Origin of the sequence: Acinetobacter sp. DSM 11652, from assembly GCF_900109815.1 — a bacterium.
Classification (GTDB): domain Bacteria; phylum Pseudomonadota; class Gammaproteobacteria; order Pseudomonadales; family Moraxellaceae; genus Acinetobacter.
Map to the genome: position 1 here is coordinate 170,845 of NZ_FOBK01000003.1, position 23,930 is coordinate 194,774.

A 23,930-nucleotide genomic window follows, 5' to 3' on the forward strand; every position below is an offset into this window, starting at 1 on the left:
AATAACGAAAAGAGATGCAACGGATTACTTTATTACTAAAGCAATTTGAATGATAAGGTGCTAAGGTCAATCCGTTGATATAGAAAACAATAATGGATAAGACTTATATATGGCGAGAACCTTACGGCCGATTGATGAACCTGGTTTCTGGAAAGTTTTTTTAGTTTTTTTAGTTCCGCTGATTGCAACCAATATCCTGCAAAATTTATCAGGCACAATTAATACGATCTTCGTCGGGCAAATGATGGGCGTCCAAGCAATTGCTGCTGTTTCAGTCTTCTTCCCTATTTTGTTCTGTCTCTTGGCTTTTGTAATTGGGCTTTCGGCTGGCTCGACGGTATTGGTTGGTCAAGCGTGGGGAGCACAAAATTTAGAAAAAGTTCGAGCAGTTGTCGGCTCTACTATTTTTATGACATTGATCGGCGGGACGATTATTGCCATTTTAGGTGTTCTATCTGCACGCCACATTCTTGAGGCCTTGGGCACAGACCCAAGTGTCATGCATTTATCTTTGCCTTATGTTCAATGGATGTTAGCAGGTAGCCCACTCCTCTTTATCTATATTATTTATACCTCTATCTTACGTGGTGTCGGTGATAGCATTACACCTCTCATCGCTTTGGGAATGACCAGTCTAATTGGGCTCTTTATTACTCCTGTTCTCATCGCTGGATATTTTGGATTTCCTCAATTGGGTATCATTGCACCCGCCATCGCTACGATTGTGGGTTATCTGGCCGTCCTTATTTTTCTGTACGTTTATTTAAATAAAAAAAATCATCCATTACGTCCAGATTTAGCAATGTGTAAACATGTACGCCACAATCCTGAACTGAGCAAAATTATTCTCAGGCTTGGTGTTCCTACAGGCATTCAAATGGTCACGACTTCTGTGGCAGGTTTAGTCATTGTCGGTTTGGTCAATCGCTATGGTTCAGAAGCAACAGCTGCTTATGGCGCAGTCAATCAGGTTTTGAACTATATCCAATTCCCTGCTCTGTCTATCGCAATTGCCGCTTCTATTTTTGGGGCTCAAGCGATTGGTGCTGGTAAAGCCGATTCTTTATCACGTGTAACTAAAACAGCACTGGGCATGAATTTTGTCTTTACAGGCGGGCTCGTAATCTTGGCTTATTTGTTCTCAAAATATCTCATGGCATTATTTATTACAGATGAAAAAGTTGTGATACTCGGGCAACAATTATTGTTTATTGTGCTGTGGTCAATTTTATTTTTTGGCGCGAGTGCTATTTTCGCCTCAATTATGCGTGCAAGTGGCACTGTGACTATGCCAATGATCATCAATATTGTAGCCATACTCTGTATTGAACTCCCAGCAGCTTATCTATTTAGCGCATGGTGGGGGCTGGCGGGAATCTGGTACGCTTATGCTTTGGCTTTCGTTTGCTTATGTGTGATGCAAGGTTTGTATTATCAATTTGTTTGGAAAAAGAAAACTGTTCAAGTACTGATTTAAATTAAAAATCAAGAAAATAAAAAACCCGCATGACGCGGGTTTTTTTAACGATTATTTAGAATCGAAACGTTTACTCATTTTAGTGGCAAATGCAGTCACTTTTTGATAGCCCGTTGGCATCACACGTTGCATTAAATCAATCACTTTCGCATCGTTACCAATCAGTAAACGACGGCGATCTTTTTGCACTGCTTCTAGAATTTGACGCGCTGCTTCTTCAGGTGGACAACGTAATAATTTATCAAATGTCTGTGCAGATTTCTGTGGATTCATGCCCAAAGATTTTAAACTGTCATTCATTTTGGCAGCTTTCGCAATATTGGTACGAATGCCACCTGGATGTACGCAAAGCGCGCTCACACCCACATTTTCAATATCTAGCTCTTGACGAAGAGATTCAGTGAAACCACGTACAGCAAATTTAGTTGCATTATAAGCAGACTGAGTGGGTTGCGCAGTTAAACCGAATAGACTTGAAATGTTGATAATGTGTCCATCACCTGTTTTCTTAATATATGGTAAGAATTCTTTGGTGCCGTATACGACACCCCAGAAGTTAATATTAACAATCCATTCCAACTCTTCGTATGTTGCACCTTCAACGGTCGAACCCAATGCCACCCCAGCATTGTTGAAAATCATGTTCACTGAACCATGATTCTGTACAGTTTCAGCCGCCCATGCTTTAACTTCGTCACGATTCGCAACATCTACTTTTTTGGTTGTGACTCGTACATTTGCATTCTTCGTCAGTTCAACTGTTTCTGCTAAGCCCTTTTCATTTACGTCACTTAAAGACAAATGACAACCTTGCTTAGCCAGTAACACCGCAAGTTGTTGACCAATACCAGAACCTGCACCTGTGATTGCAGCCACTTTGTTTTTAAAATTTTTCATTGTGAATCCTTTTTTTGATTTTTATGCACCACAGCGTTGATCTGGGTCATTCATGTTCACTATAATTTTGACAATTATTATTGTCAATGTAACTATCGACCATTTTTATTGTTACTATAGGCCAATTTAGTATCTTTAGCTGATCAGTACTCTATACTGACCGCAGCATAACACTTTTATAAAAAGACTCGAATTGCTATGAACCCAGAGAACCTCACTCCATCAGAACACGAGCAAGCGATTGAAAAGCCTCCCGCAAAAGAGCGTCAATTTAAAGGGATGTCCTTAACTGAACGCAAACAAGCACGCCGTGAGAAACTTATTGAAGCGGGTATTGAAGCATATGGAGCTCATGGTTTTTTCTCAGTAACCGTTAAAGATATTTGCACACAAGCGAAATTAACTGAACGTTACTTTTATGAATCTTTTAAGAAAAGTGAAAACTTATTCCAAACGATCTTTTTAGAACTGATTGAGAAGCTTCAACAAACATTAATGCAAGCTATTATGAAAGCCTCTCCTGAGCCTCTAAACATGATTGATGCAGGTCTAAATGCGTTCTTTAGTTTTTTAGAAGATGATCCGCGTACCGCTCGGATTATTTATATTGATGCAATGCTCGTCCAAGAACTTCATAATCATGCAACCATTCAAGAAACAATGGGCCGTTTCGACCGAATGATTCATGCCTTTGTCACATTAATGATGCCACATACCCATCTCACTGAAAAAGAGATCTCCTTGATTGCAACTGGTCTAAATGGCTATGTCACTCAAGTTGCTGTTCGCTGGGTAGTAGGTGGTTTTAAACTTCCACGTGCTGAGGTCGTTCAGGCATGTAAAACCGTTTTTCTCGCCCTATTGAATGATCTAATGAAAAAGTAGCATCAAATTAAGATGAAGAAATTGTGACAAATCGTAAGTAAATTTAAGATATTGATTTAATTTCAAATTAATAAATATCAATGAGACAAAATATCAGCTTAATTGTCACAAAACATTGCTATATTTAACTTCGATTTCCATCTTGCAATGATACTGTCATAATTAATCTTTGTAATAAGCCTGTCATAAATATAAAACGGTTCACCGTTCATCATAGGATATTGCGTTGTGAAAGATGACTACATTTTAATTGTCGACGACGAGCTCCCAATTCGGGAAATGATCCATACTTCTTTAGATATGGCAGGCTTTCAATGCTTGGAAGCAGAAGATGCGAAACAAGCACATCAAATGATTGTTGATCAACGTCCAGCGCTTATCCTACTCGACTGGATGTTACCGGGTGGCGTGAGTGGCGTAGATTTGTGTCGTCGCCTTAAGCGTGATGAAACACTTTCAGAAATTCCAGTCATTATGTTGACTGCACGTGGCGAAGAAGACCATAAAGTTCAAGGTCTTGATGCTGGTGCAGATGACTATATGACGAAACCATTTTCAACACGTGAGTTGGTATCCCGTATTAAAGCGGTGTTAAGACGTGCAAATGCGTTAAATGGCGAAAAAACCATTGATGCAAATGGCTTAATTCTTGACCCAGTAAGCCAACGTGTCAGCTATAATCAAAATATTCTTGATATGGGGCCAACAGAATATCGTCTATTGGCATTCTTTATGACTCATCCAGAACGTGCCTATACCCGTGCTCAATTACTTGATCAGGTATGGGGTGGAAATGTGTATATTGAAGACAGAACCATCGACGTCCATATCCGTCGCTTACGTAAGGTGCTCGAACCTTATGGTGCAGACCGTTATGTTCAAACTGTGCGTGGTACTGGCTATCGTTTTTCAACACGAGCTGATGTTGCTTTAGGTTAATTTAGATTTTATGTACGAACCCTACCCCGTCCCAGAATTGGCACGTGAACATCAAAAGTTTCTATATAGCAGTTTATGGACTTTTGCCAAGCAAGACTTACGTTTACTGGTATTTCTACTGATTATTGCGGGCTGTATCGGGTTAGGGATTGGCTATCTTTGGATATGCTTAGGCATTGCCTGTCTCATATTTTTTGGTATCCAATTACGCTCATTATATTTAGTCAATGATTGGATTTCGAATCGTCCTTACGATGTACCACCAAATTTAAATGGAATCTGGGGGGCATTACTGTTCAATGTATATCGGGCTCAACGCCAAGAACGTATTGTTCAGTCTGAAATGGTTGGACTGATCGATCGAACTCAATCTTCTCTCGTGGCTTTATCAGAAGCGATTATTCTTACGGATGATTCCCATCAAATCGAATGGTGGAATCCTGCTGCGGAAAAGTTATTTGGCATTCAAGCTGTTGATCGTGGCCGCAACCTGCTCACGATTATTCGCCAGCCAGATTTTATTGAATATTTTCATAATACCCATCAAGCACCAGATGGTGTAAAAATTAAATTGGTGAACCATGATAATAAGTACGCGCAAATCAAACTGACTCGCTTTGGCAATGAAAGTCGCCTCTTAGTTGCGCACGACATTACGCGTATGAAAAATCTCGAGCAAATGCGTTCAGATTTTGTTGACAATATTTCACATGAATTAAGAACACCACTCACAGTGTTAAGTGGGTATATCGAAACATTCACAGATCAAGAAGATATCAATCCGCGCTGGAAACGTGCCTTTGAACAAATGCAATCGCAAACTAAACGCATGAATGCATTGGTCAATGATCTTTTGCTTTTATCTCGTTTAGAAAATGAAAAACAAATTGCGAAAAATCAAATTATCGAAATGCCAAGTTTAATGAACCATCTGTTCGATGATGCGCAAGCTTACAATATTGATTATGGTCATACACTTAACCTTGATATAGACAGCCACTGTGACTTAATTGGTTCAGATATGGAATTGGCGAGTGCGTTTAGTAACTTAATTACCAATGCCATAAAGTACACCCCGAAAGGTGGCACCATCACCATCGGCTGGCATGATGATGGAGAACGTGGCTATTTTTCTGTTCAGGATACTGGTATTGGAATTGATCCAAAACACTTACCGCGTTTAACTGAACGTTTTTATCGTGTGGATAGTGCACGCAGTCGTCAAACAGGTGGTACTGGTTTAGGCCTTGCCATCGTTAAGCACGTACTTATGCAACATGGCGCACATATTGAAATCGAGTCGAAAGAAAACGAAGGCTCTACATTTATTGCCGTGTTTCCCAAAGAACGCTTGTATAAAATGCACGAATAAAAAAAAGCGCCTAAGGCGCTTTTTTTTATTGAGAAGATATACTCAAATAAGATGACCTAACGCTTCACCCATTACTACAGTTGAGTTCGCCTTAAATGCTTGGTCCCATTGCATTTTATCTTTCTCAAACAAAACTACAGCCGTTGAACCCAAATAAAAACGTCCGAGCTCATCACCTTTTTCAAGTTTCATCGCATGATGGTTCAGCTCTAAGCGACCTGTTGGTTTTACTTTACCTGTCGCAACAGTTTCAATTCCAGCAACAATCATTGCGCCAACTAAAACAACAGCCATACGACCAACATCAGTATCGAATAAACATACCATTCGTTCATTACGTGCAAACAAACCCGGAATATTTTCAGCTGTAGTTTGGTTGACTGAAAATAATTCACCTGGAATATATAAAGTTTCAGTCAATGTACCAGAATAAGGCATATGCACACGATGATAATCACGCGGTGATAAGTACACTGTTGCAAATTCACCATTTTTGAATGGTGCTGCCAATTGAGGATCACCAATTAACTTTTCAACTGAAAAGCTTTGACCTTTTGCCTGAAAAATATCGCCCTCATTGATTTTACCTAATTGTGAAATTGCACCGTCTGCAGGTGACACGACACTTTTAGGATTAGGATCAATTGAACGAACGCCTGTTTTCAAAGAGCGAGTGAAAAACTCATTAAAGGATTTAAATTTCAAGGCATTTTGTTGCTCAGCAATTGACATATCAATGCCATATTTTGCTTTAAATGCTTGAATGACAAAATTCTTTAATACTGGGTTTTCACTGGCTGCGACTTTACCCACCAAACGGCTGAGTTTTTGTTGCGGGACGATTTGCTGCGCTTGAATAAATAGTTTCTTTTTTAAATTTGTCAGACTCACTCAGGTGACTCTCCAGTAATGATTGGACTGTCGAGGCGGTTGCCCCACTCGCTCCACGCACCATCATAAGCTTGGATATCCCAACCCAGTAATCGACCAATAATGTAAGCTAAACCTGAACGGTGATGAGACTGACAATATACGACGACTGGCTGATCAAATTGAAAGCCCAATTGTTCTAAACGTTGTTGCGTGCGTTCTAAGGGGTGCAATTTTAAATGATTTTGACGATTAAGTGCAGTACTCCACTCAAAATGTCTAGCCGTTGGAATATGTCCCCCACGACGTGCCGCGAGACGTTGCCCGGTATACTCCTCAGCCGTTCGGCAGTCCCATACTTGGCAAGTTTTATTTTCAATTTTTTTTATTAAAGTTGAATAATCAATACGGTGTTGATCAACATTGGATGTCTTAACTTGAAAAAGACATGTGACTGGCTGAACCTCTTCAACTTCTGAAGACGTAGGATAGTTGGCGCCTAACCATGCATGAATACCACCATTTAATAAACTGGTGTTATAAAAACCCATACAGTGTAGATTCCAGATCAGTCGACCAGCCCATGCCCCACCTTCATCATCATAGACCACGACATGATGCTCAGGTGATATGTTTAATATCTGGACTAGCTGCTGAAGCCCTTCATCATCAGGCAATAAACCCGTAGCTTGTTCCTCTTGGCGCACTAAAAATTTTGGCTTCAGATGTATAGCATGCGGAATATGTAATTGCTCATAGACCGAACTTCGGGTCAAATCAACAATACGTAACTTTTCACTTCCTAAATGAGGAACAAGTTGTTCTGCTTCAATGAGCAGACCGAAATCAAAAGCGTTAGTGGTCATATTTATTGAATAGTTCTATTGGCCTTGTTCAAATCTTAGCACAAGACTTTTTCAAAATTATTCTGATTTTTTGCATGGTATTAGCAAAAAATCAGAAAAGGGAAATTATGATTAAGGAGACTCAACATCAAATACCTGACGCAAATATGCGAGGAAGGTATCATTATCAGTCATCGTTTTTCCTGGACTATCAGAGAGTTTAGCTACCGATTGACCATTGCATTCGACTAACTTTAAAACAATATTCAAAGCAGTTTGTCCCATATCATTGGTGAGGTTAGTACCAATCCCGAAACTCACTTGGAAACGATCTTTAAAATATTGATGCAAATCCCATGCCTTCTCTAAGTTTAGACCATCACTGAAAGTGAGCATTTTAGTTTTGCTGTCAATTTTTAATTTTTTATAATGTGCGTAGGCTTTATCGCCCCACTCATATGGATCACCACTGTCATGTCGTAGACCATCAAACAATTTGGCAAAATACAAATCAAAGTCTCTTAGGAATGCATCCATACCAACAACATCTGTCAGTGCAATGCCTAAATCTCCGCGATATTCCTGCACCCAAGTTTCAAGTGCAGCTTTTTGGAAATCACGTAAGCGAACATCCAGTGCTTGGAAAGCTTGTAAAAATTCATGTGCCATCGTACCAATGGGTGTAATACCCAACTGCTTTGCCAATAAAACATTACTTGTGCCACGAAAAATATGTGGTGCAGCCTTATTAAACTCTTCCACCACATGTTTCTGCCAGTCAAAACTATAGCGACGGCGTGTTCCAAAATCGGAAACAAGAAATGGTGGATCATTCGGTTGTTGACTACTTTCATAGTGTTTCAACAATTCAATTTTAGCTTTAAGACGGCGCTCTCCTTCTGCCAATACCTGCTCATCGCGAATACGACGAAAATAGAGTTCATTGACGATTGCAAGCACGAAAATTTCAAACATCATTGCTTGAACCATAGGTCCTTCGATACGAATATCTAAACGGCCTTGATCATCGATACTGGCTTTAATAAAGCGGCGCTTAAGTTGGAATAATTCTAAATAGTCTACAAAGTCACTTTTAATAAAGCGTAAACTTCTTAAATATTGTAATTCATCTTCTTTAAATTTGAGCTGACACAGTAAATCTAACTGTTCGTTCAGTTCCTCTAATATATCCACGAGTGGATAGGCTGTATCTTCAAGGTTACGACAACGAAATTGATAGACACTATCCGTTTGAGGAAATTGATGTAATACCACTTGTAACATCGTGAATTTATACAAGTCAGTATCAAGTAAGGATTGAATAATGGCAGACATATTATTTTTCAGTTTTTAGCAACTTATTGCATTAAAGCACATTTTGTTGCGATTCATAGCTCGTTTTAGTAATTGTCGAAGATTATTCGACTAATTACTAAAACTTAAACTGATTATTTTTTTGCATTGTCTTGACTATATGACTCAGTCAAAGCTTTCAATGCTTTATCTTGCCCAATAACTTTTGCGAATTCTTCTGTGGTCTTGTGTCCTGTCTGTTTTGCTTGAGCATCACAATCGACCTGACGTAATTGTTTGGCAATCGACCATTCTAGCTTAAAGATAGCACCCATCAAAGCTGTATTACCCTTATTATCACGAGCACAGCGGTCTGCGCCGTTTTCCAATAGAGTCGTTACAATATCTTGATGACCATAGTAGGTCGCCATCATTAATGGTGTAAAACCAGCATGGTTTTTAATATTGACTGGAAAACCATGTTTCAAAAATTCATGAATAACTTCTTTGTTTCCTGTTTTCGCTGCTGCAAAAAATAAGTCAATCACTTCTTTCTGATCTGATTGTTGTGAGCTACTGACAGACGTCGTTTGAGCTTGAAGCATTACTGAACTTAAACTCAGTAAAGCGATTAATAAACTATATACAATATTTTTCATTCTTCCCTCACCTGAGTTTAAATTCGATAACGAGTGCCTGTAAAACTCCCCTAGGGTTGCAGGAAAGGAATTGAGTTTTACAGGACTTTTTTGAGGTGACACCTTAGACCCTAATCACCAATTCAAGGACTAATCTTGATTAGTCTTTTAAAGCTGCCGCTTTCGCTTTAACAGTCGCTAAGTTACCGTTTACAGCTTTAGTCATACGTGTGCCGTAATCCGCATCTGCTTTATAGAAATAAGACAACATGATGTGTTTAGTTTCTGAATCTTTTACGTTACCAAGATCAGCCGCTAAGTTCATAATGAGGTCAGATTTCTCTTTAGCAGAGTATGAACGGTATAAATCACCCGCTTGCTTAAAGTTTTGCTCTTTCACACCACGTTGCTGAACCGTACCAGAAAGTGGAGTTTCAACAGCACGAGCTTTTGCTGTAGATGGTTTTGGTTCAATACGACTTGGTTCGTAATTCACATTAGATGTCGTAGCACCAACATTCATATAACCATCTTGGTTATTGTTGTTCACATTTACCAATGGACGGTTTACTGGAATTTGTTGGTGATTTGCACCTAAACGGTACATTTGTGTATCAGAGTAAGAGAAGATACGACCTTGAAGTAAGCGGTCTTCTGATGGCTCGATACCTGGTACTAAATTACCTGGTGCTAAAGCAACTTGTTCCGTTTCTTGGAAGAAATTCTTCGGCATACGATTTAATGTCAAAGTGCCCACTTTTGTTTCTGGTACTAAATCAGTAGGCCAGATTTTAGTTGGATCAAGTGGATCGAAATCGAAGCTATTCAAATCTTTAGGATCCAACACTTGGATATAAAGATCCCATTTCGGGAAATTGCCCGCATTGATGTTCTTATAAAGATCATTCGTTAAGTGGTTAAAGTCTTTACCTTGTAATTCAGCAGCTTCTTTAACGTTTAGACCTTTAACACCTTGCTTAGAACGGAAGTTAAATTTAACGTATTTATATTCGCCTTTGTCGTTGTACAATTTAAATGCATGTACACCGAAACCGTCTTGTTCACGGTAGCTCGTAGGAACACCTTGGTTACCATATACATAAGTCAACATATTTGTTGCCCATGGCTGGCTAGACAAGAAGTCAAATACGCGATTAGCGTCTTGAACGTTGTCAATTGGGCTTGGTTTCATTGCGTGGATGAAGTCTGGGAACTTGATCGCATCACGAATGAAGAATACAGGCGTTTGGTTACCAACTAAATCCCAGTTACCTTCTTGAGTATAAAACTTAATTGCGAAGCCATGTGGGTCACGTAAAGTTTCTGGAGAATGCTTACCATGAATTACTGTAGAGAAGCGTAGGAATACTGGAGTTTTCGTACCTGCTTTGAAAAGTGAAGCAATAGTAAGATCTGATAAATCTTTAGTTGCAACGAATTCACCATAAGCTCCCGTACCACGTGCGTGTACAACACGCTCAGGGATACGCTCACGACCGAAACGTTGAAGTTTTTGAATCAACTGTACATCTTGTAATAATACAGAACCATTTGGACCTGCAGTGATTGAGTTTTGGTTATCACCCACTGGTGCGCCGTTATCTTTTGTTAATGGTGCAGCTGATGCTGCTGTCGCAGTTACAAGCATTGCAACCAACATTGAACGCTTAAACATCGTTTTCTCTCTCAAATTTACCTTTCCTGCACGCGTAAATTACCTTCTTTAACAAAATTGGTAAAAAGGTTAATTTTTATTATTTCAATCGCTTTATTAGATTAAAAGTATATACTCCGATTAATTATTTTTTTATCAATGACTTATTAGGATAGATGACGACTTTATCCCTTTTCTTTTTTCCAATTTGATACAATTCATTTGAATTAAAAAACATCAAACTTGGTTGAATTATGCGTGCTTTACTCCAACGCGTCCTTGAAGCGAAAGTCGTTGTGGATGGTGAGATTACTGGTCAAATCGAAAAAGGGATTTTAGTTTTTATTGGTATTGGCAAAGAAGATAACTTTGAAAAAGGTAAGAAGCTCATCGATAAGATTTTAAAATACCGTTTTTTTGATGATGACCAAGGAAAAATGGGTTGGAATCTTAGCCAAGCCGGAGGCGGATTATTATTAGTCTCGCAATTTACCCTGATGGCACAAACCCAAAAAGGTTTGCGTCCTGACTTCGGCCCTGCAATGCCACCTCTCGAAGCAAAAGCACTGTATGAACAGTTAGTTGAATACGCAAAATCTCAGTTTGAACATGTACAAACAGGAATCTTTGCAGCGGATATGAAAGTGCATCTCATCAATGATGGTCCGGTAACCTTCAATCTTGAAGTTGAATGACTAAAAAAGCCCTCTGATGAGGGCTTTTTTTCTTGCATTTAAATACTCATCTCTATAATCAAAACGAGAAAAGTCCGTATTTAGGTGCTGTATTACTTACCTGTCTTTTCTTTAATAAATTGACGAGCAAATTGTATTTTTTCTTTTACAGGTTTAGGAATTTTTGGTGGAATTAATTTAGCGACTTGGTTAAACCATACCAATAAGCTGAAATCACCTTCCATTTTAATACTGCCATTTTGCATACCCGTCATGAATGCAGTTGGATCACCTTTCATCAGGGTTTTAACGCCTTGCTCGCTATCAGCAAACTGAAGTACGAAATCTGCTTTCTCTGCATCACCTGAAACAGAATCAATCTGACCATTGTTGACTAAAATCTGACGTGCAACACCGAGATCTGTACCAATTTGAATACGGAACTGACGATCATGAATTAACTCAATAAATTTTGGACTCGTACGTGACAATTGTTTCATACGCAACGCCAAACCTAACACCAAAAGGTCTAGTGGATCTGTACTTGCATCAACGATAGGTAATTTCACAACAGGTATTGAAGATAGTTTCATGACAATTTAAGTCCGTTTTTTTAATATCAAAAATAATTGATTCATCCTAGCATATCTTATAAGTAAGGAAATGCAGCTTTGTTTAACAAAACGTATAGGCAAAAAAAAGGTATATCATTTTGATACACCTTTAAATATAAAATTGTTACCACGCAGTTTTGGTCTACATATCATTTGTCATGAGTAGGATTTAATCGTCCTCATATACAGGAGTATGTTCAATATAACGACGATTTTCTAAAGCCTTTTGCGCACGACTATCTTCGCGAAGTAAGAAAGCCGTTAAAGCCACCATGGCTAAGCTAATCGCTGTTAAATAACTATATGCCAAAGACATGTCAAATACGTGTTGGACACTATAACGAATACCTTCAAGTAAACCCCAGAAGACCATACCCGCCAACATAAACCCTAGCCAATGACGATAAGGTGAAAAGAATACGGCCGCCAATGCTACAGCGATCAGAGCAAATCCGAGTATCGTTGCAAAAGTTAAAGTGACCATAAAAATCTCCGTCAAAATTTAGATGTTTCAAATACTGCCTAATGGTGTTTCACAACAAATTAAATAACGCTTCACTTTCTTCAATGGTCTTGTTGGCGTCTATGAAAGCATTATGGTGAGTTTTTTTCAGAAAAAAAGACCTGATGCTTTTGTAAGCGACACATATTGTCGCAACATTCTTTTGTCATTACATTTTTTAAGATTAGACATTTTTCATAGAGTCAGAATCAGTCAAACTTGGCGTGTCATTACAAAAAAATACCTCGTAATTTTTTGTCAAAAACATCTTTTTTTCGATGATGACCATCTGTTTTTTCGTCTGAACTTAGCTGATTAAAATTTGTCTAAGAATGATTCACTTAGATAAAAAAAAGCGACCATTTGGTCGCCTTTTTAATAAGCTTTTTTTTGATTTTAAGCTCGACTTAAATCTTTATCATGTACACCTAACAGGTACAGAACACCATCCAAACCAACACTTGAGATGGCTTGATTTGCATTTTGACGCACCAATGGTTTAGCACGGAATGCAACGCCCAAGCCCGCTATAGAGAGCATTGGCAAATCATTCGCACCATCACCTACTGCAATCGTTTGCTCAAGTGAAATGCCCATTTCATCCGCAATTTGGCCTAATAAAAATGCTTTACGAGCGCCATCCACAATATGCCCTTTAACTTCGCCAGTGACCTGCCCATCTTGAACATCCAAGATATTGGCATGAACTTCATCAATCCCAAGTTTTGCTTGTAAATATTCAGCGAAGTATTGAAAGCCACCAGATAAAATAGCCGTACGATAACCCAAAGATTTCAGGGTTGAAATAAGACGTTCTGCACCTTCAGTAATCGTTAAACGTTCTGCAATTTTAGGCAATACAGAAGCATCCATACCTTTGAGTAGCGCCACACGCGCACGGAAACTGCTCTGAAAGTCCAGCTCACCTTGCATAGCACGCTCAGTAATTTCTGCGACTTGTGCACCGACACCTGCTTCAATTGCAAGCTCATCAATCACTTCTTGTTCGATCAGCGTTGAATCCATATCAAAGCAAACTAAACGACGATTACGACGGTACGGCGTGTCTTCTTGTACTGCAACATCGACACTAAGGTCATTTGATAAACTTAAACATGCCGCTCGCATCGTTGCAGCATCTAACATCTGACCGCTCAAACCAAATTGCACACAAGCACGTTTTGGTTCATTTTCAAAATGATTCAATGTTGGGCGACCAGACAAACGAGTGACTGTTTCAATATTAAACCCTTGACTTGAAACAATATTAGTCACTGCTTGCAAATGTGCTGCAGTAAGTTCAGGTGCCAATGCCGTCACGATATATCGTGTACGTCCACCCTCTTTCACCCATTGCTCATAATCTTCTGAATCGATCGGTTTAAAGCGCACAGTAAGACCAATATCGTGTGCTAAAATCAGAATATCTTTCATGGCCAAAGCCGTTGCTGTCTGGTCTTCGGAAGCAACCACGATGCCGAGAGTCAATTGGTTATGGATAACTGCTTGTCCTACATCTAGAATTTGCAAAGAATGTACGGACAACACCTGCATCAATCGAGTAAACTGATTCGGTTGGTCAGGTCCTAAAAATGAAATAAGAATGATTTCTCGCATGAATTGACTCGGGTCTGAGCTACGAATATTGTAAGAATCATAATCGAAATTGAATTAATTTTCTTTGGAAGTTTACGTTGAATGCGCCTAGACAAGGGCTATTTGCTAGCCTGCTGATTGTAAGTTTTGCCTTGCATACCTTTTTATTGGTTATTGCAACGACACATCAATTAAATGAAAACCGTGCAAGCCAAGGTTTGCTAATGACGACTCAACTGGTCGCAGATAGCTTAACTGAACTTGAACCTGCTAATACTGTATCTCTTGCCTTATTAGCCAATCGCTATGCAACGAATCCAAGTGTTGCATATATACGTATTCTTGGCACAGGAGATCAAGTTCTCGCAACTGCAGGCTTGTCTAAGACGCGTCAGGGTGAAATCTTCGTTCGAGATGCACTACAAAATGAAAAGAAAATTGGCAGTGTGGAAATCACATTGGTTAAACCAAGTATCGGTGAAATATTAAGAACACAATGGCTGGCGATCCTCTCTTCACTCTTTATTCATGGCTTATTATGGTTGGCTTATCGTGCCATTGCTCGCCCTACGCGTAGCGAATATCTTGCGAGATTAAATAATGAGTCCCGTTTACGTCATGAGATCAAGCTGCTCACTGAAGCATTAGAACTGGAAAAGAGTCAGCCTAAACAACCTCATACGCCAGAGCAAAATAAAGAACAAGCTGCAATTACGCCAAAAGTACCGACTCTGCAGTTAGATCAGGATGCTTTATCCCTGAATATCCAATTTTATGATCCGAAACAATTAATTAATACGGTTAACAAATCTGTCTCTTTACCTTATTTTAATTTATGTCAAATTTTCTTAAATAAGAGTATCGAACTGTGTACAGCGCATTATCATTTGAATGTTGATGATATCGTTGTGAATCGTAGTTTTGATCAACAAGGCGCTGTCATCAGTATTTCTTCACTCAAGAATAACTCGATTGCTTGCATCTTAATGATTGGTTCGGTGTTTCAATTATTGTCAGAAGTACTCTATAAGCGTTACCGTGAGGATAAACGGTTCGTATTGCAAACGCGCTGTGCTGTAACCGCCCCAGTGGAGGCAATGCAACTCGATTCAGTACAAGCGGCGGAAAGACTCACACATCACCTGATTGCGAAAGAAATGGCGCTATATTTGACCCACGATCAGTTAAAGCATATTGGTGAATGCTATCAATTGGTTCCGATGCCGAATCCAACCAGTGTGTTAACACGTCACGCTTTCATGATTAATGGTATGAACGAAGCCTGTGCCGAACTCGCACAAAATATCCGTACTGAGATTTTGAAAGGCAAAGCCCAAAGCTCCTCGACGGATCGTACAATCAGCTCTTAATTAGATTAAATTTTAATAAGTAAACCAGATTTGATGCTAAGTTAAATCTGGTTTTTCTTTTTAAAAGCTCACAGTCGTGAAAAGTTAGACTAAGCGTCTAGTTTGTATACAAAATTGCTCTTTTGGTAATTTTATCTCTCTTTTCAATGTGCTATGAAGGTGTATGTTGGACTGTGTTGAATGGTACAGTCATAAGCATAGGCAAACTGACTAAAAAAGCGTTAGACTATGGCGCAACAAATTTATTCAAATGTCAGAATGACATAACAAAAAGGTGAAGGTTGATGTCGCTCAATACTGTAGAAGAACTTGTAGCAGATATCCGTGCAGGAAAAATGGTCATCCTGATGGATGATGAAGATCGTGAAAATGAAGGCGACCTCGTTATTGCTGCAACGCACGTACGACCTGAAGACATTAATTTCATGATCACGCATGCTCGTGGCTTGGTTTGCTTAACGTTAAGTCGTGAACGCTGCAAACAATTAAATTTACCGTTAATGGTTGATGCGAATGGCGCTCAACACGGGACAAACTTCACGCTTTCTATTGAAGCTGCAAATGGCATTTCTACAGGTATTTCTCCAGCAGAACGTGCGCACACGATTCAAACAGCAGTTGCGGCACATGCAAAACCAGCAGATATCGTTCAGCCAGGCCATATTTTTCCACTCATGGCACAACCAGGTGGTGTGCTCCATCGTGCAGGTCATACCGAAGCAGGTTGTGATTTAGCTCGTCTTGCAGGTCTTGAACCAGCTTCTGTGATTTGTGAAATTATCAATGAAGACGGGACTATGGCCCGTCGTGCTGACCTTGAAATTTTTGCTGAAAAACACGGTCTAAAAATTGGTACAATTGCTGATCTTATTCACTACCGTATGACCAATGAACAAACGGTAGAGCGTTTGGATCAACAAAAACTCGATACCGAGTATGGTACTTTTGATCTTTACCGTTATCGTGAAGTCGGGAATCCTGATATTCATTTGGCATTGGTTAAAGGTCAACCTGAAGAGGGTGTGACGACTGTTCGCGTTCATGGCTTCAATCCGGCGCGAGACTTATTAAAGCTTAATAAGCAAGATGGTGAAGCAGCTTGGAATTTAGATCGTGCTTTAAAAGAAATTGCTCAAAGCGATCGTGGTGTCTTGGTATGGATTGGACAACGTCAGCCGTCTGATTTAGGTCCAGCATTAGAAGCATTAACTGCGCCAAAACCAGCCAAGTCAAATGCTGCCTTATCGCAGCAATACCAAACCATTGGTGTGGGTGCACAAATTTTACGTGATTTAGGCGTACAGAAAATGAAGCTCCTGAGCTCACCTTTACGCTTCAATGCATTGTCTGGCTTTAATTTAGAAGTGGTCGAATACATCACAGCTGATCAGAGCTCTCATTCATAACTCTTATTAAATATCGAGGTTGCTATGGCGATTCGCCGTATTGAAGGTTTATTACATCTCGCGAGCGAAGATCGTTACGCGATTCTAGTTGGTCGTTTTAACAGCTTTGTTGTTGAACATTTATTAGAAGGTGCAATTGATACATTGCATCGACATGGTGTTAAAGACGATAATATCACTGTCGTTCACGCGCCAGGCGCTTGGGAACTTCCGGTTGTGGCGAAAAAACTCGCAAATTCTGGTAAGTTTGATGCTGTAATTGCACTTGGTGCAGTTATTCGCGGTAGCACTCCTCACTTTGACTTTGTTGCTGGTGAATGTGCAAAAGGCCTTGGTGTTGTTGGTTTAGAAGCTGGTTTACCTGTAATCAATGGCGTATTGACTACAGACAGCATTGAACAAGCCATCGAGCGTTCAGGTACAAAAGCAGGTAATAAAGGTGGTGAAGCTGCCTTGACTGCAATTGAAATGGTTAACTTGCTAAAGGCGATCTAAAGCATGTCGCAGACACTCCAAGCTACTTATGCAGCTAAACGCAAAGCACGTCGTTTTGCTGTACAAGGGATTTATGAATGGCAAATGAGCCACAACCCTGTGCATGAAATTGAAGCACGTACACGTGCTGAAAATGCCATGCATAAAGTGGATCTCAGCTATTATCACGAGTTGCTCACACAAGTGATTGCAAATCATGAAGCATTGGATGCGTTATTAATTCCAGTACTAGATCGTGAGATCTCGGCACTGGACGGCGTTGAATTAGCTACTTTGCGTCTTGGCGCGTATGAATTGAAAGAGCATCTTGAAATTCCATATCGCGTCGTTCTCGATGAAGCAATTGAATTGGCTAAACACTTCGGCGGTGCAGATAGTCACAAATACATCAATGGTGTATTAGACCGTTTGGCACAAAGCCTACGTGAAGCAGAAAAGCAACAAGCAAAATAAGTTGTTGTTGAAATGGCTGAGTTTTCTATTATTGACACCTATTTCAATCGACCGAGTTATTCTTCAGTCGATCTAGGTGTCGGTGATGACTCAGCCCTGCTCACCCCGCCTCCACAGCAACAATTGGTCATTTGTGCCGATACCCTCGTTGCTGGTCGACATTTCCCCATCGATACAGATCCCCATGCGATTGGATGGAAATCTGTAGCTGTGAATCTTTCAGACATTGCAGCCATGGGTGCAAAACCTCAAAGCATTCTCTTGGCATTGAGCCTACCCCAAATTGATCATCACTGGCTAAAAGGGTTTAGTCAGGGTTTGTATGATTGTTGCGATCAATTTGGAGTAAGTTTAATTGGCGGCGACACAACGCAAAGCCCACATCTCACATTATCAGTTACCGCTCTAGGCTGGGTGGATATTGGAAAAGCCGTGCCACGTTCTGGTGCTCAAGCAGGTGATTTAATCTGTGTATCCGGCACTGTCGGTGATGCTGCATTCGGATTAAAATATCCCGATCATGCTTTAAAAAAACGTCTCGATTATCCCACTCCACGTTGTGAACTCGGTCAAGCGCTTAAAGGATTGGCGCATAGTATGATTGACGTATCCGATGGTTTAGCACAAGATCTAGGACATATTCTCAAAGCATCTCATGTTGGTGCCGACCTACACTTAGATCAACTTCCACTTAGTCCTGCCTTACAAGCATTGCCCAATCAACAAAAATGGCAATTGGCTTTAGCAGGTGGTGATGATTATGAATTGTGTTTTACCATTCCTTCACCTGCCTTGGATGAATTAAAAGCTCGACACTGCGATACACCGATCACGGTGATTGGTGTCGTAAAAGAGACTCAGCAATTAGATTTTTATCATCATCAACAACCACAAGAACTAGAATTACAGGGATATCAGCACTTTGCCAAAACAACCAATTAATTTTAAAGCGATGACTTGGTCTGAACGTTTCATTGTTTTTTGTGGCGTTGGATTCGGCTCTGGTTTGGCACCAAAAGCACCGGGTACTTTTGGTTCAGCTTTTGCATTGCTGTTTATCCCTGCTTTCATGACAATAGGTTTTTTGTATAGCACGATTGCCATAATCGTTATGTCATTGATTGGAATATATATTTGTGGAAGAGCCGCTGATATAATGCGCGTCCATGATGACGGACGAATTGTGTGGGATGAATTTGCGGGTCAATCGATCACGTTTCTCCCTTTAATCTACCTAGGTCTGATGAATTGGGTATGGCTTTTGATTGGTTTTGCACTTTTCCGTCTCTTTGATGTTTGGAAACCTTGGCCGATTCGCGTCATTGATCGTCAAGTCGACGGTGGTTTCGGCATTATGCTTGATGACCTGATCGCAGGTCTATGGGCAGCACTTTGTATTATAATTTATCTCTATATTGATATGGCTTAAGCCAAGCTCCAAAGAAAGGATGTTGTATGTCAACCACAGTTGTTATTCTTGCTGCAGGTAAAGGGACGCGAATGCGTTCAAAACTACCAAAAGTATTACAACCTTTAGCAGGACGTCCACTCTTAGGGCATGTCATTGAAACCGCAAAAAAAATACAAGCTGAAAATATTATTACTATTTTCGGTCACGGAGGCGCTCTAGTTAAACAAGCATTTTCGACAGAAAATATTGACTGGGTTGAACAAGCTGAACAACTTGGTACAGGTCACGCTGTTCAAATGACCTTACCTGTCTTACCCAAAGATGGTATTTCTTTAATTTTATCCGGCGATGTTCCTTGTATTACCGCCGATACATTACAAAAATTACTTGAAGCAACACAATCTAAAGGTATTGGCTTAGTCACACTTACACTAGACGATGCTTCAGGTTACGGTCGTATCGTGAGAGAAAACGGTAAAATCCAAGCCATTGTTGAACATAAAGATGCTTCAGAAGCGCAACGTTTAATTCAAGAAATTAATACTGGCATTTATGCAGTAAACAATTCCAAATTGCACGAGTGGTTGCCACGTCTGAATAATAATAATGCGCAAGGCGAATATTATTTAACAGATATCGTAGCAATGGCTATTGACGATGGACTCGAAATTGCTTCAGTTGAACCTGCTTTAGCTTTCGAAGTTGAAGGTGTAAATGATCGTGTGCAATTGGCAGCATTGGAAAGAGAATACCAAAACCACCAAGCGAAATTACTGATGCAGCAAGGTGTACATTTGATCGACCCGAGTCGTTTCGATCTCCGAGGTTCACTCAAGGTTGGTCAAGATGTACGTATCGATATCAATGTCATTATCGAGGGCGAATGTGAACTTGGTGACAATGTCGAAATCGGTGCAGGCTGTGTAATTAAAAACTCCAAAATTGCTGCAGGCACGAAAGTTCAACCGTATAGCGTATTTGATTCAGCCATTGTGGGTGAGCAGACTCAAATTGGACCATTCGCACGTTTGCGCCCTGGTGCTAAATTGGCAAATGAAGTACACATTGGCAACTTTGTTGAAGTGAAAAACACCACCATTGGTTTAGGCTCTAAAGCCAATCATTTTACGTACTTAGGTGATGCTGAAGTGGGTGAGGGTTCAAATATCGGCGCGGGTACGATCACATGTAATTATGATGGTGCCAACAAGTTTAAAACGATCATTGGTGACCAAGCCTTTATAGGTTCAAACAGCTCTTTAGTCGCGCCGGTTAAAATTGGTAATGGTGCAACAGTTGGTGCTGGATCGACGATTACTCGTGATGTGGATGATCATAGTTTAGCGGTAGAACGCTCTAAACAATTTGTGAAAGACAATTATCCACGTCCACAAAAGATTAAGAATTAAGGGGATTACAATATGTGTGGTATCGTCGGCGGTGTAGCAGAACGAAGCATAACGAATATTCTAATTGAAGGCTTAAAGCGTCTTGAATACCGTGGTTATGACTCAGCGGGATTAGCTTTAATCAATGCAGGTCAAGTTTTACGCGAACGTCGTGTCGGTAAAGTTATCAACCTTGAAGAAGCGGTTTCAGAAGCAGCGATCACTGGCGCGCTTGGTATCGCACATACACGTTGGGCTACTCATGGCAAACCTACAGAAAATAATGCACATCCGCATATATCTGGTCAAGTCGCTGTGGTACATAACGGTATTATTGAAAATTACCAAGAGCTTAAAGATGATCTTGAAGCATTAGGATATGTGTTTACATCCCAAACAGATACTGAAGTTGTTGCACACTTAGTTCACGATGCACTGAAGTCTGCTCCTAACCTGCTTAAAGCCGTTGAACAAGTTGTGCCTCAACTCAATGGTGCATTTGCACTCGGTATCGTACATACAGATTACCCAAATGAATTGATCACTGTTCGTGAAGGTTCACCGCTCGTGATCGGTGTGGGAATTGGTGAGAACTTTATCAGTTCTGATCAATTGGCCCTATTACCGATTACCAATCGTTTTATATACCTTGAAGAAGGTGATATTGCGCGTTTAACACGTGATACGATTGAAGTCTATGTACAAGGTGAGCGCGTTGAACGCCCTGTCAAAGAACTTGATGCGACAGTGAGTAATGCTTCAAAAGGTGAATATAAGCATTACATGCTGAAAGAAATTTATGAGCAACCTGAAGCGATCAAGCAAACTATCTCTCAAGCTTTAAATGCCGATCACTTACGTGATGATTTTCTTGCAAATGCTGTAGAAGATTTTTCTCAGATTCAGCAAGTTCAAATCATCGCTTGCGGTACCAGTTACCATGCAGGCATGATCGCAAAATATTGGTTTGAACAACTGATTGATGTACCTTGCCAAGTTGAAATTGCAAGTGAGTTCCGCTATCGCACTCCAGTCATCGTGAACAATACGCTCTATGTGTGTATTTCTCAATCAGGTGAAACTGCCGACACATTGGCTGCTCTTCGTGATACACAAAAACGTGCCAAAGCGAAAAATATTAATATCACCACGATGACGATCTGTAACGTTGCAACATCTTCCATGGTGCGTGAAACAGATTACAGCTTATTGACATTAGCGGGTCCAGAAATTGGGGTTGCGTCGACCAAAGCATTCACCACACAACTTGCTGCCCTGATGCTTCTCGTGCTTAAGTTCGGTCAAGTTAAACAAACGATTTCTAATGAACAAGTAACAGAAATCATTACAGGATTATGGCATACACCTAAAGTGATTCTTGACACATTACAATGTGATAAAGAAATTTTACGCCTATCTGAATTGTTTGTTGAAAAACAACATTGCCTATTTTTAGGTCGTGGAACACAGTTCCCAATCGCGCTTGAAGGAGCGCTTAAGCTGAAAGAAATTTCATATATTCATGCTGAAGGTTATGCAGCTGGTGAGTTGAAACACGGCCCATTGGCCTTAGTTGATAATGATATGCCTGTTGTCATTCTTGCTCCTCAGGATGACATGCTTGATAAGCTCAAATCAAATATGGAAGAGGTTCAAGCACGTGGTGGTGAGCTGTTTGTATTTGCAGATGAAAATAGTGGCATTAAGGAGAAAGAGCGCCAACACGTCGTTCAAGTTCCGAGCGTTTCAGCACTATTATCACCAATCGTATACAGTATTCCTGTGCAGCTTTTGTCCTATCATGTCGCTGTACTACGTGGTACCGATGTAGATCAGCCGCGTAACTTAGCTAAGTCAGTTACGGTTGAATAATTCAATTTGATCTACACTTAAAAAGTGTATGAGAGTAATAAAGTTTCATACCAAGTAATAAAGTCCCATACTGAGTAATAAAGTGTAATACTAGATTGCTCAGATAGTCCGCAGACTGTATGCTCTAGAAGTGCATTCATATGCGGGCTTTTTTATAGCTGATAGTTTTGTCAGAAATAAATATTTTTAGTACTTTAAAAATCAATAGGAATAAAATGAGTCAGGTCAGCACCGAATTTTCTTTTGAAAATCTAGTTGAGAGCTATAACCAACTATTAACTAATATCCAACTTTTCCTTCAAAAAAATCAAAAAAACTTACAAGTATCATCGACTAAGTTAGGGACTTATAAAAAGAAATTAGAAAATATTCTAGAATTAGACAACGAAGAAATCGCGAATTTAATAGGGATAGTGAATAAATACTTACAACTAAATTTTTTTTTGCAAGACGATACTCCTAACTTAAAGTTTAATAAAGAGGATTTTATTAAAGCAATTAAAGGGCAAAGTGTATTACAGGATACGGATGAAACATATAATAATTTCTTTTTTGAGTTATCATTAGGATCAAGATTTATAAAAAAATATAAAACAAGTATAGAAATAAACTTAGACTCTATATGCGATATTATTATTGATAATAAAATTGCGATTGAATGTAAGTACATTCATAGTGAAAAAAAGATTTCTGATAATATAAGCTATGCTATAGATCAAATTAACAAAAGAATTGAGAGTAATTTAGCTGAATTTGGTTTTATTGCTATTGACCTATCACACATTATTGATAAGAATAAAATAAGGAGATTTGCTAAAGGAATTTTTAATGATTTTTTGTCTAATTATGAAACTCTTGAAGAAAAAAGCTGTTTTTCATATGACATAAAAGAAAATGGAATTGAGAACTCTTTACTAAAAGATAAAAATTTTATTCAAATTATTCAATCTTATATTAATCATGAACTAGAAAAAGTATTCTATAGTTCCCTTGAGAATAAAATTCTTTCAAAAATAAATAATAATCAAAGTATTAAAGCTGTTATATTTCAAATTAATGAAAGCTTTTGTTTTGAAAATAATTCGCAACTTTTCCCCATACCAATGAGAGCTATGAATTATTATATTAATCAGTCACAATCAGAGGAAGAATATAAACTCACTCAACAATATTTACATACTTTAGCTGTAGGAATTTGATTAAATATAGTTTATAAAACTAAAATCTATGCAAAAATGTAATACTGGATTGCTCAAAAAATCCACACAAGATATGCTCT

The 23,930-nt window shown here is 39.4% G+C and carries 23 protein-coding genes; 14 read left to right on the forward strand and 9 right to left on the reverse strand.

The features are described 5' to 3' along the window. The first annotated feature begins 109 nt into the window (after positions 1-109). Positions 110-1,477: an MATE family efflux transporter gene (locus BMW42_RS04500; RefSeq protein ID WP_092766554.1), complete on the forward strand. Its 1,368-nt coding sequence runs from the start codon at positions 110-112 to the stop codon at positions 1,475-1,477. Between the two features lie 51 nt (positions 1,478-1,528). On the opposite strand, the gene BMW42_RS04505 is transcribed toward BMW42_RS04500, so the two are convergent. After that, positions 1,529-2,374 (reverse strand): SDR family NAD(P)-dependent oxidoreductase, encoded by an 846-nt coding sequence (locus tag BMW42_RS04505; RefSeq protein WP_035264797.1) that lies wholly within the window; start codon positions 2,372-2,374, stop codon positions 1,529-1,531. 198 nt (positions 2,375-2,572) lie between these two features. Between BMW42_RS04505 and BMW42_RS04510 the strand changes: the two genes are divergently transcribed. The 3 genes from BMW42_RS04510 (at position 2,573) to phoR (ending at position 5,570) form a co-directional block, all read left to right on the forward strand. Further along, positions 2,573-3,259: a TetR/AcrR family transcriptional regulator gene (locus BMW42_RS04510; protein WP_092766555.1), complete on the forward strand. Its 687-nt coding sequence runs from the start codon at positions 2,573-2,575 to the stop codon at positions 3,257-3,259. A 228-nt stretch (positions 3,260-3,487) separates the two neighbouring features. Then, positions 3,488-4,198: a phosphate regulon transcriptional regulator PhoB gene (phoB, locus tag BMW42_RS04515; protein WP_035264799.1), complete on the forward strand. Its 711-nt coding sequence runs from the start codon at positions 3,488-3,490 to the stop codon at positions 4,196-4,198. 10 nt (positions 4,199-4,208) lie between these two features. Continuing rightward, positions 4,209-5,570 (forward strand): phosphate regulon sensor histidine kinase PhoR, encoded by a 1,362-nt coding sequence (gene phoR / locus BMW42_RS04520; protein ID WP_035264800.1) that lies wholly within the window; start codon positions 4,209-4,211, stop codon positions 5,568-5,570. Between the two features lie 42 nt (positions 5,571-5,612). Here the strand turns inward: phoR and asd are convergent, their stop codons facing one another. The 5 genes from asd to BMW42_RS04545 all read right to left on the reverse strand — a co-directional run bounded on the left by asd (position 5,613) and on the right by BMW42_RS04545 (position 10,891). Beyond that, on the reverse strand, positions 5,613-6,461 hold the full coding sequence (gene asd, locus BMW42_RS04525; RefSeq protein WP_092766556.1) for an archaetidylserine decarboxylase: 849 nt from the start codon (positions 6,459-6,461) through the stop codon (positions 5,613-5,615). Further along, on the reverse strand, positions 6,458-7,306 hold the full coding sequence (locus BMW42_RS04530; protein WP_092766557.1) for a sulfurtransferase: 849 nt from the start codon (positions 7,304-7,306) through the stop codon (positions 6,458-6,460). The genes asd and BMW42_RS04530 overlap by 4 nt, the downstream gene beginning before the upstream one ends. A 111-nt stretch (positions 7,307-7,417) precedes the next feature. After that, positions 7,418-8,620: a nicotinate phosphoribosyltransferase gene (gene pncB, locus BMW42_RS04535; protein WP_035264803.1), complete on the reverse strand. Its 1,203-nt coding sequence runs from the start codon at positions 8,618-8,620 to the stop codon at positions 7,418-7,420. 113 nt (positions 8,621-8,733) lie between these two features. Then, a complete protein-coding gene (locus BMW42_RS04540; RefSeq protein WP_092766558.1) occupies positions 8,734-9,237 on the reverse strand; it encodes an ankyrin repeat domain-containing protein in 504 nt (167 codons plus the stop codon). Between the two features lie 139 nt (positions 9,238-9,376). Next, on the reverse strand, positions 9,377-10,891 hold the full coding sequence (locus BMW42_RS04545; RefSeq protein ID WP_092766559.1) for a catalase: 1,515 nt from the start codon (positions 10,889-10,891) through the stop codon (positions 9,377-9,379). 233 nt (positions 10,892-11,124) lie between these two features. Here BMW42_RS04545 and dtd point away from each other — a divergent pair, with 233 nt between their 5' ends. Further along, positions 11,125-11,565, forward strand: coding sequence for a D-aminoacyl-tRNA deacylase (gene dtd / locus BMW42_RS04550; RefSeq protein ID WP_092766560.1), 441 nt, complete (start codon positions 11,125-11,127; stop codon positions 11,563-11,565). Between the two features lie 92 nt (positions 11,566-11,657). On the opposite strand, the gene BMW42_RS04555 is transcribed toward dtd, so the two are convergent. From BMW42_RS04555 to serB, 3 genes are all read right to left on the reverse strand, one after another. Further along, positions 11,658-12,137, reverse strand: a complete 480-nt coding sequence (locus BMW42_RS04555) for an SCP-2 sterol transfer family protein (RefSeq protein WP_092766561.1) — start codon at positions 12,135-12,137, stop codon at positions 11,658-11,660. A 190-nt stretch (positions 12,138-12,327) separates the two neighbouring features. Continuing rightward, on the reverse strand, positions 12,328-12,642 hold the full coding sequence (gene aciT, locus BMW42_RS04560; RefSeq protein WP_035264816.1) for a ciprofloxacin tolerance protein AciT: 315 nt from the start codon (positions 12,640-12,642) through the stop codon (positions 12,328-12,330). Between the two features lie 414 nt (positions 12,643-13,056). Continuing rightward, positions 13,057-14,277: a phosphoserine phosphatase SerB gene (gene serB / locus BMW42_RS04570; RefSeq protein ID WP_035264823.1), complete on the reverse strand. Its 1,221-nt coding sequence runs from the start codon at positions 14,275-14,277 to the stop codon at positions 13,057-13,059. 77 nt (positions 14,278-14,354) lie between these two features. Between serB and BMW42_RS04575 the strand changes: the two genes are divergently transcribed. The 9 genes from BMW42_RS04575 (at position 14,355) to BMW42_RS04615 (ending at position 23,850) form a co-directional block, all read left to right on the forward strand. Continuing rightward, positions 14,355-15,626 (forward strand): hypothetical protein, encoded by a 1,272-nt coding sequence (locus BMW42_RS04575; RefSeq protein ID WP_092766563.1) that lies wholly within the window; start codon positions 14,355-14,357, stop codon positions 15,624-15,626. A gap of 284 nt (positions 15,627-15,910) precedes the next feature. Beyond that, positions 15,911-17,032, forward strand: coding sequence for a bifunctional 3,4-dihydroxy-2-butanone-4-phosphate synthase/GTP cyclohydrolase II (gene ribBA, locus BMW42_RS04580; protein ID WP_035264829.1), 1,122 nt, complete (start codon positions 15,911-15,913; stop codon positions 17,030-17,032). Positions 17,033-17,056: 24 nt separating this feature from the next. Further along, positions 17,057-17,527 carry a 6,7-dimethyl-8-ribityllumazine synthase gene (ribE, locus tag BMW42_RS04585; protein ID WP_035264832.1) on the forward strand — a complete coding sequence of 157 codons (471 nt, stop codon included), beginning with the start codon at positions 17,057-17,059 and terminating at the stop codon, positions 17,525-17,527. Positions 17,528-17,530: 3 nt separating this feature from the next. Next, positions 17,531-17,980, forward strand: coding sequence for a transcription antitermination factor NusB (nusB, locus tag BMW42_RS04590; RefSeq protein ID WP_035264834.1), 450 nt, complete (start codon positions 17,531-17,533; stop codon positions 17,978-17,980). 12 nt (positions 17,981-17,992) lie between these two features. Next, entirely contained in the window at positions 17,993-18,922 is a 930-nt protein-coding gene (thiL, locus tag BMW42_RS04595; RefSeq protein ID WP_092766564.1) for a thiamine-phosphate kinase, read from the forward strand. A 10-nt stretch (positions 18,923-18,932) separates the two neighbouring features. Further along, a complete protein-coding gene (locus BMW42_RS04600; RefSeq protein ID WP_092766623.1) occupies positions 18,933-19,409 on the forward strand; it encodes a phosphatidylglycerophosphatase A family protein in 477 nt (158 codons plus the stop codon). A gap of 26 nt (positions 19,410-19,435) precedes the next feature. After that, on the forward strand, positions 19,436-20,800 hold the full coding sequence (gene glmU, locus BMW42_RS04605) for a bifunctional UDP-N-acetylglucosamine diphosphorylase/glucosamine-1-phosphate N-acetyltransferase GlmU (RefSeq protein ID WP_092766565.1): 1,365 nt from the start codon (positions 19,436-19,438) through the stop codon (positions 20,798-20,800). Positions 20,801-20,812: 12 nt separating this feature from the next. Continuing rightward, positions 20,813-22,651: a glutamine--fructose-6-phosphate transaminase (isomerizing) gene (gene glmS / locus BMW42_RS04610; protein WP_092766566.1), complete on the forward strand. Its 1,839-nt coding sequence runs from the start codon at positions 20,813-20,815 to the stop codon at positions 22,649-22,651. A 215-nt stretch (positions 22,652-22,866) separates the two neighbouring features. Further along, on the forward strand, positions 22,867-23,850 hold the full coding sequence (locus BMW42_RS04615) for a hypothetical protein (protein ID WP_092766567.1): 984 nt from the start codon (positions 22,867-22,869) through the stop codon (positions 23,848-23,850). Positions 23,851-23,930 lie beyond the last annotated feature (80 nt).

What these genes read in the sequence shown, in the direction of transcription:
- aciT (WP_035264816.1), bottom strand. Translation starts at nt 12,642, where the DNA reads ATGGTCACTTTAACTTTTGCAACGATACTCGGATTTGCTCTGATCGCT.
- ribBA (WP_035264829.1), top strand. Translation starts at nt 15,911, where the DNA reads ATGTCGCTCAATACTGTAGAAGAACTTGTAGCAGATATCCGTGCAGGA.
- pncB (WP_035264803.1), bottom strand. Translation starts at nt 8,620, where the DNA reads ATGTCTGCCATTATTCAATCCTTACTTGATACTGACTTGTATAAATTC.
- BMW42_RS04500 (WP_092766554.1), top strand. Translation starts at nt 110, where the DNA reads ATGGCGAGAACCTTACGGCCGATTGATGAACCTGGTTTCTGGAAAGTT.
- glmU (WP_092766565.1), top strand. Translation starts at nt 19,436, where the DNA reads ATGTCAACCACAGTTGTTATTCTTGCTGCAGGTAAAGGGACGCGAATG.
- dtd (WP_092766560.1), top strand. Translation starts at nt 11,125, where the DNA reads ATGCGTGCTTTACTCCAACGCGTCCTTGAAGCGAAAGTCGTTGTGGAT.
- BMW42_RS04600 (WP_092766623.1), top strand. Translation starts at nt 18,933, where the DNA reads ATGACTTGGTCTGAACGTTTCATTGTTTTTTGTGGCGTTGGATTCGGC.
- phoR (WP_035264800.1), top strand. Translation starts at nt 4,209, where the DNA reads ATGTACGAACCCTACCCCGTCCCAGAATTGGCACGTGAACATCAAAAG.
- BMW42_RS04540 (WP_092766558.1), bottom strand. Translation starts at nt 9,237, where the DNA reads ATGAAAAATATTGTATATAGTTTATTAATCGCTTTACTGAGTTTAAGT.
- BMW42_RS04545 (WP_092766559.1), bottom strand. Translation starts at nt 10,891, where the DNA reads ATGTTTAAGCGTTCAATGTTGGTTGCAATGCTTGTAACTGCGACAGCA.
- BMW42_RS04530 (WP_092766557.1), bottom strand. Translation starts at nt 7,306, where the DNA reads ATGACCACTAACGCTTTTGATTTCGGTCTGCTCATTGAAGCAGAACAA.
- BMW42_RS04505 (WP_035264797.1), bottom strand. Translation starts at nt 2,374, where the DNA reads ATGAAAAATTTTAAAAACAAAGTGGCTGCAATCACAGGTGCAGGTTCT.
- BMW42_RS04555 (WP_092766561.1), bottom strand. Translation starts at nt 12,137, where the DNA reads ATGAAACTATCTTCAATACCTGTTGTGAAATTACCTATCGTTGATGCA.
- thiL (WP_092766564.1), top strand. Translation starts at nt 17,993, where the DNA reads ATGGCTGAGTTTTCTATTATTGACACCTATTTCAATCGACCGAGTTAT.
- BMW42_RS04615 (WP_092766567.1), top strand. Translation starts at nt 22,867, where the DNA reads ATGAGTCAGGTCAGCACCGAATTTTCTTTTGAAAATCTAGTTGAGAGC.
- nusB (WP_035264834.1), top strand. Translation starts at nt 17,531, where the DNA reads ATGTCGCAGACACTCCAAGCTACTTATGCAGCTAAACGCAAAGCACGT.
- glmS (WP_092766566.1), top strand. Translation starts at nt 20,813, where the DNA reads ATGTGTGGTATCGTCGGCGGTGTAGCAGAACGAAGCATAACGAATATT.
- ribE (WP_035264832.1), top strand. Translation starts at nt 17,057, where the DNA reads ATGGCGATTCGCCGTATTGAAGGTTTATTACATCTCGCGAGCGAAGAT.
- BMW42_RS04510 (WP_092766555.1), top strand. Translation starts at nt 2,573, where the DNA reads ATGAACCCAGAGAACCTCACTCCATCAGAACACGAGCAAGCGATTGAA.
- serB (WP_035264823.1), bottom strand. Translation starts at nt 14,277, where the DNA reads ATGCGAGAAATCATTCTTATTTCATTTTTAGGACCTGACCAACCGAAT.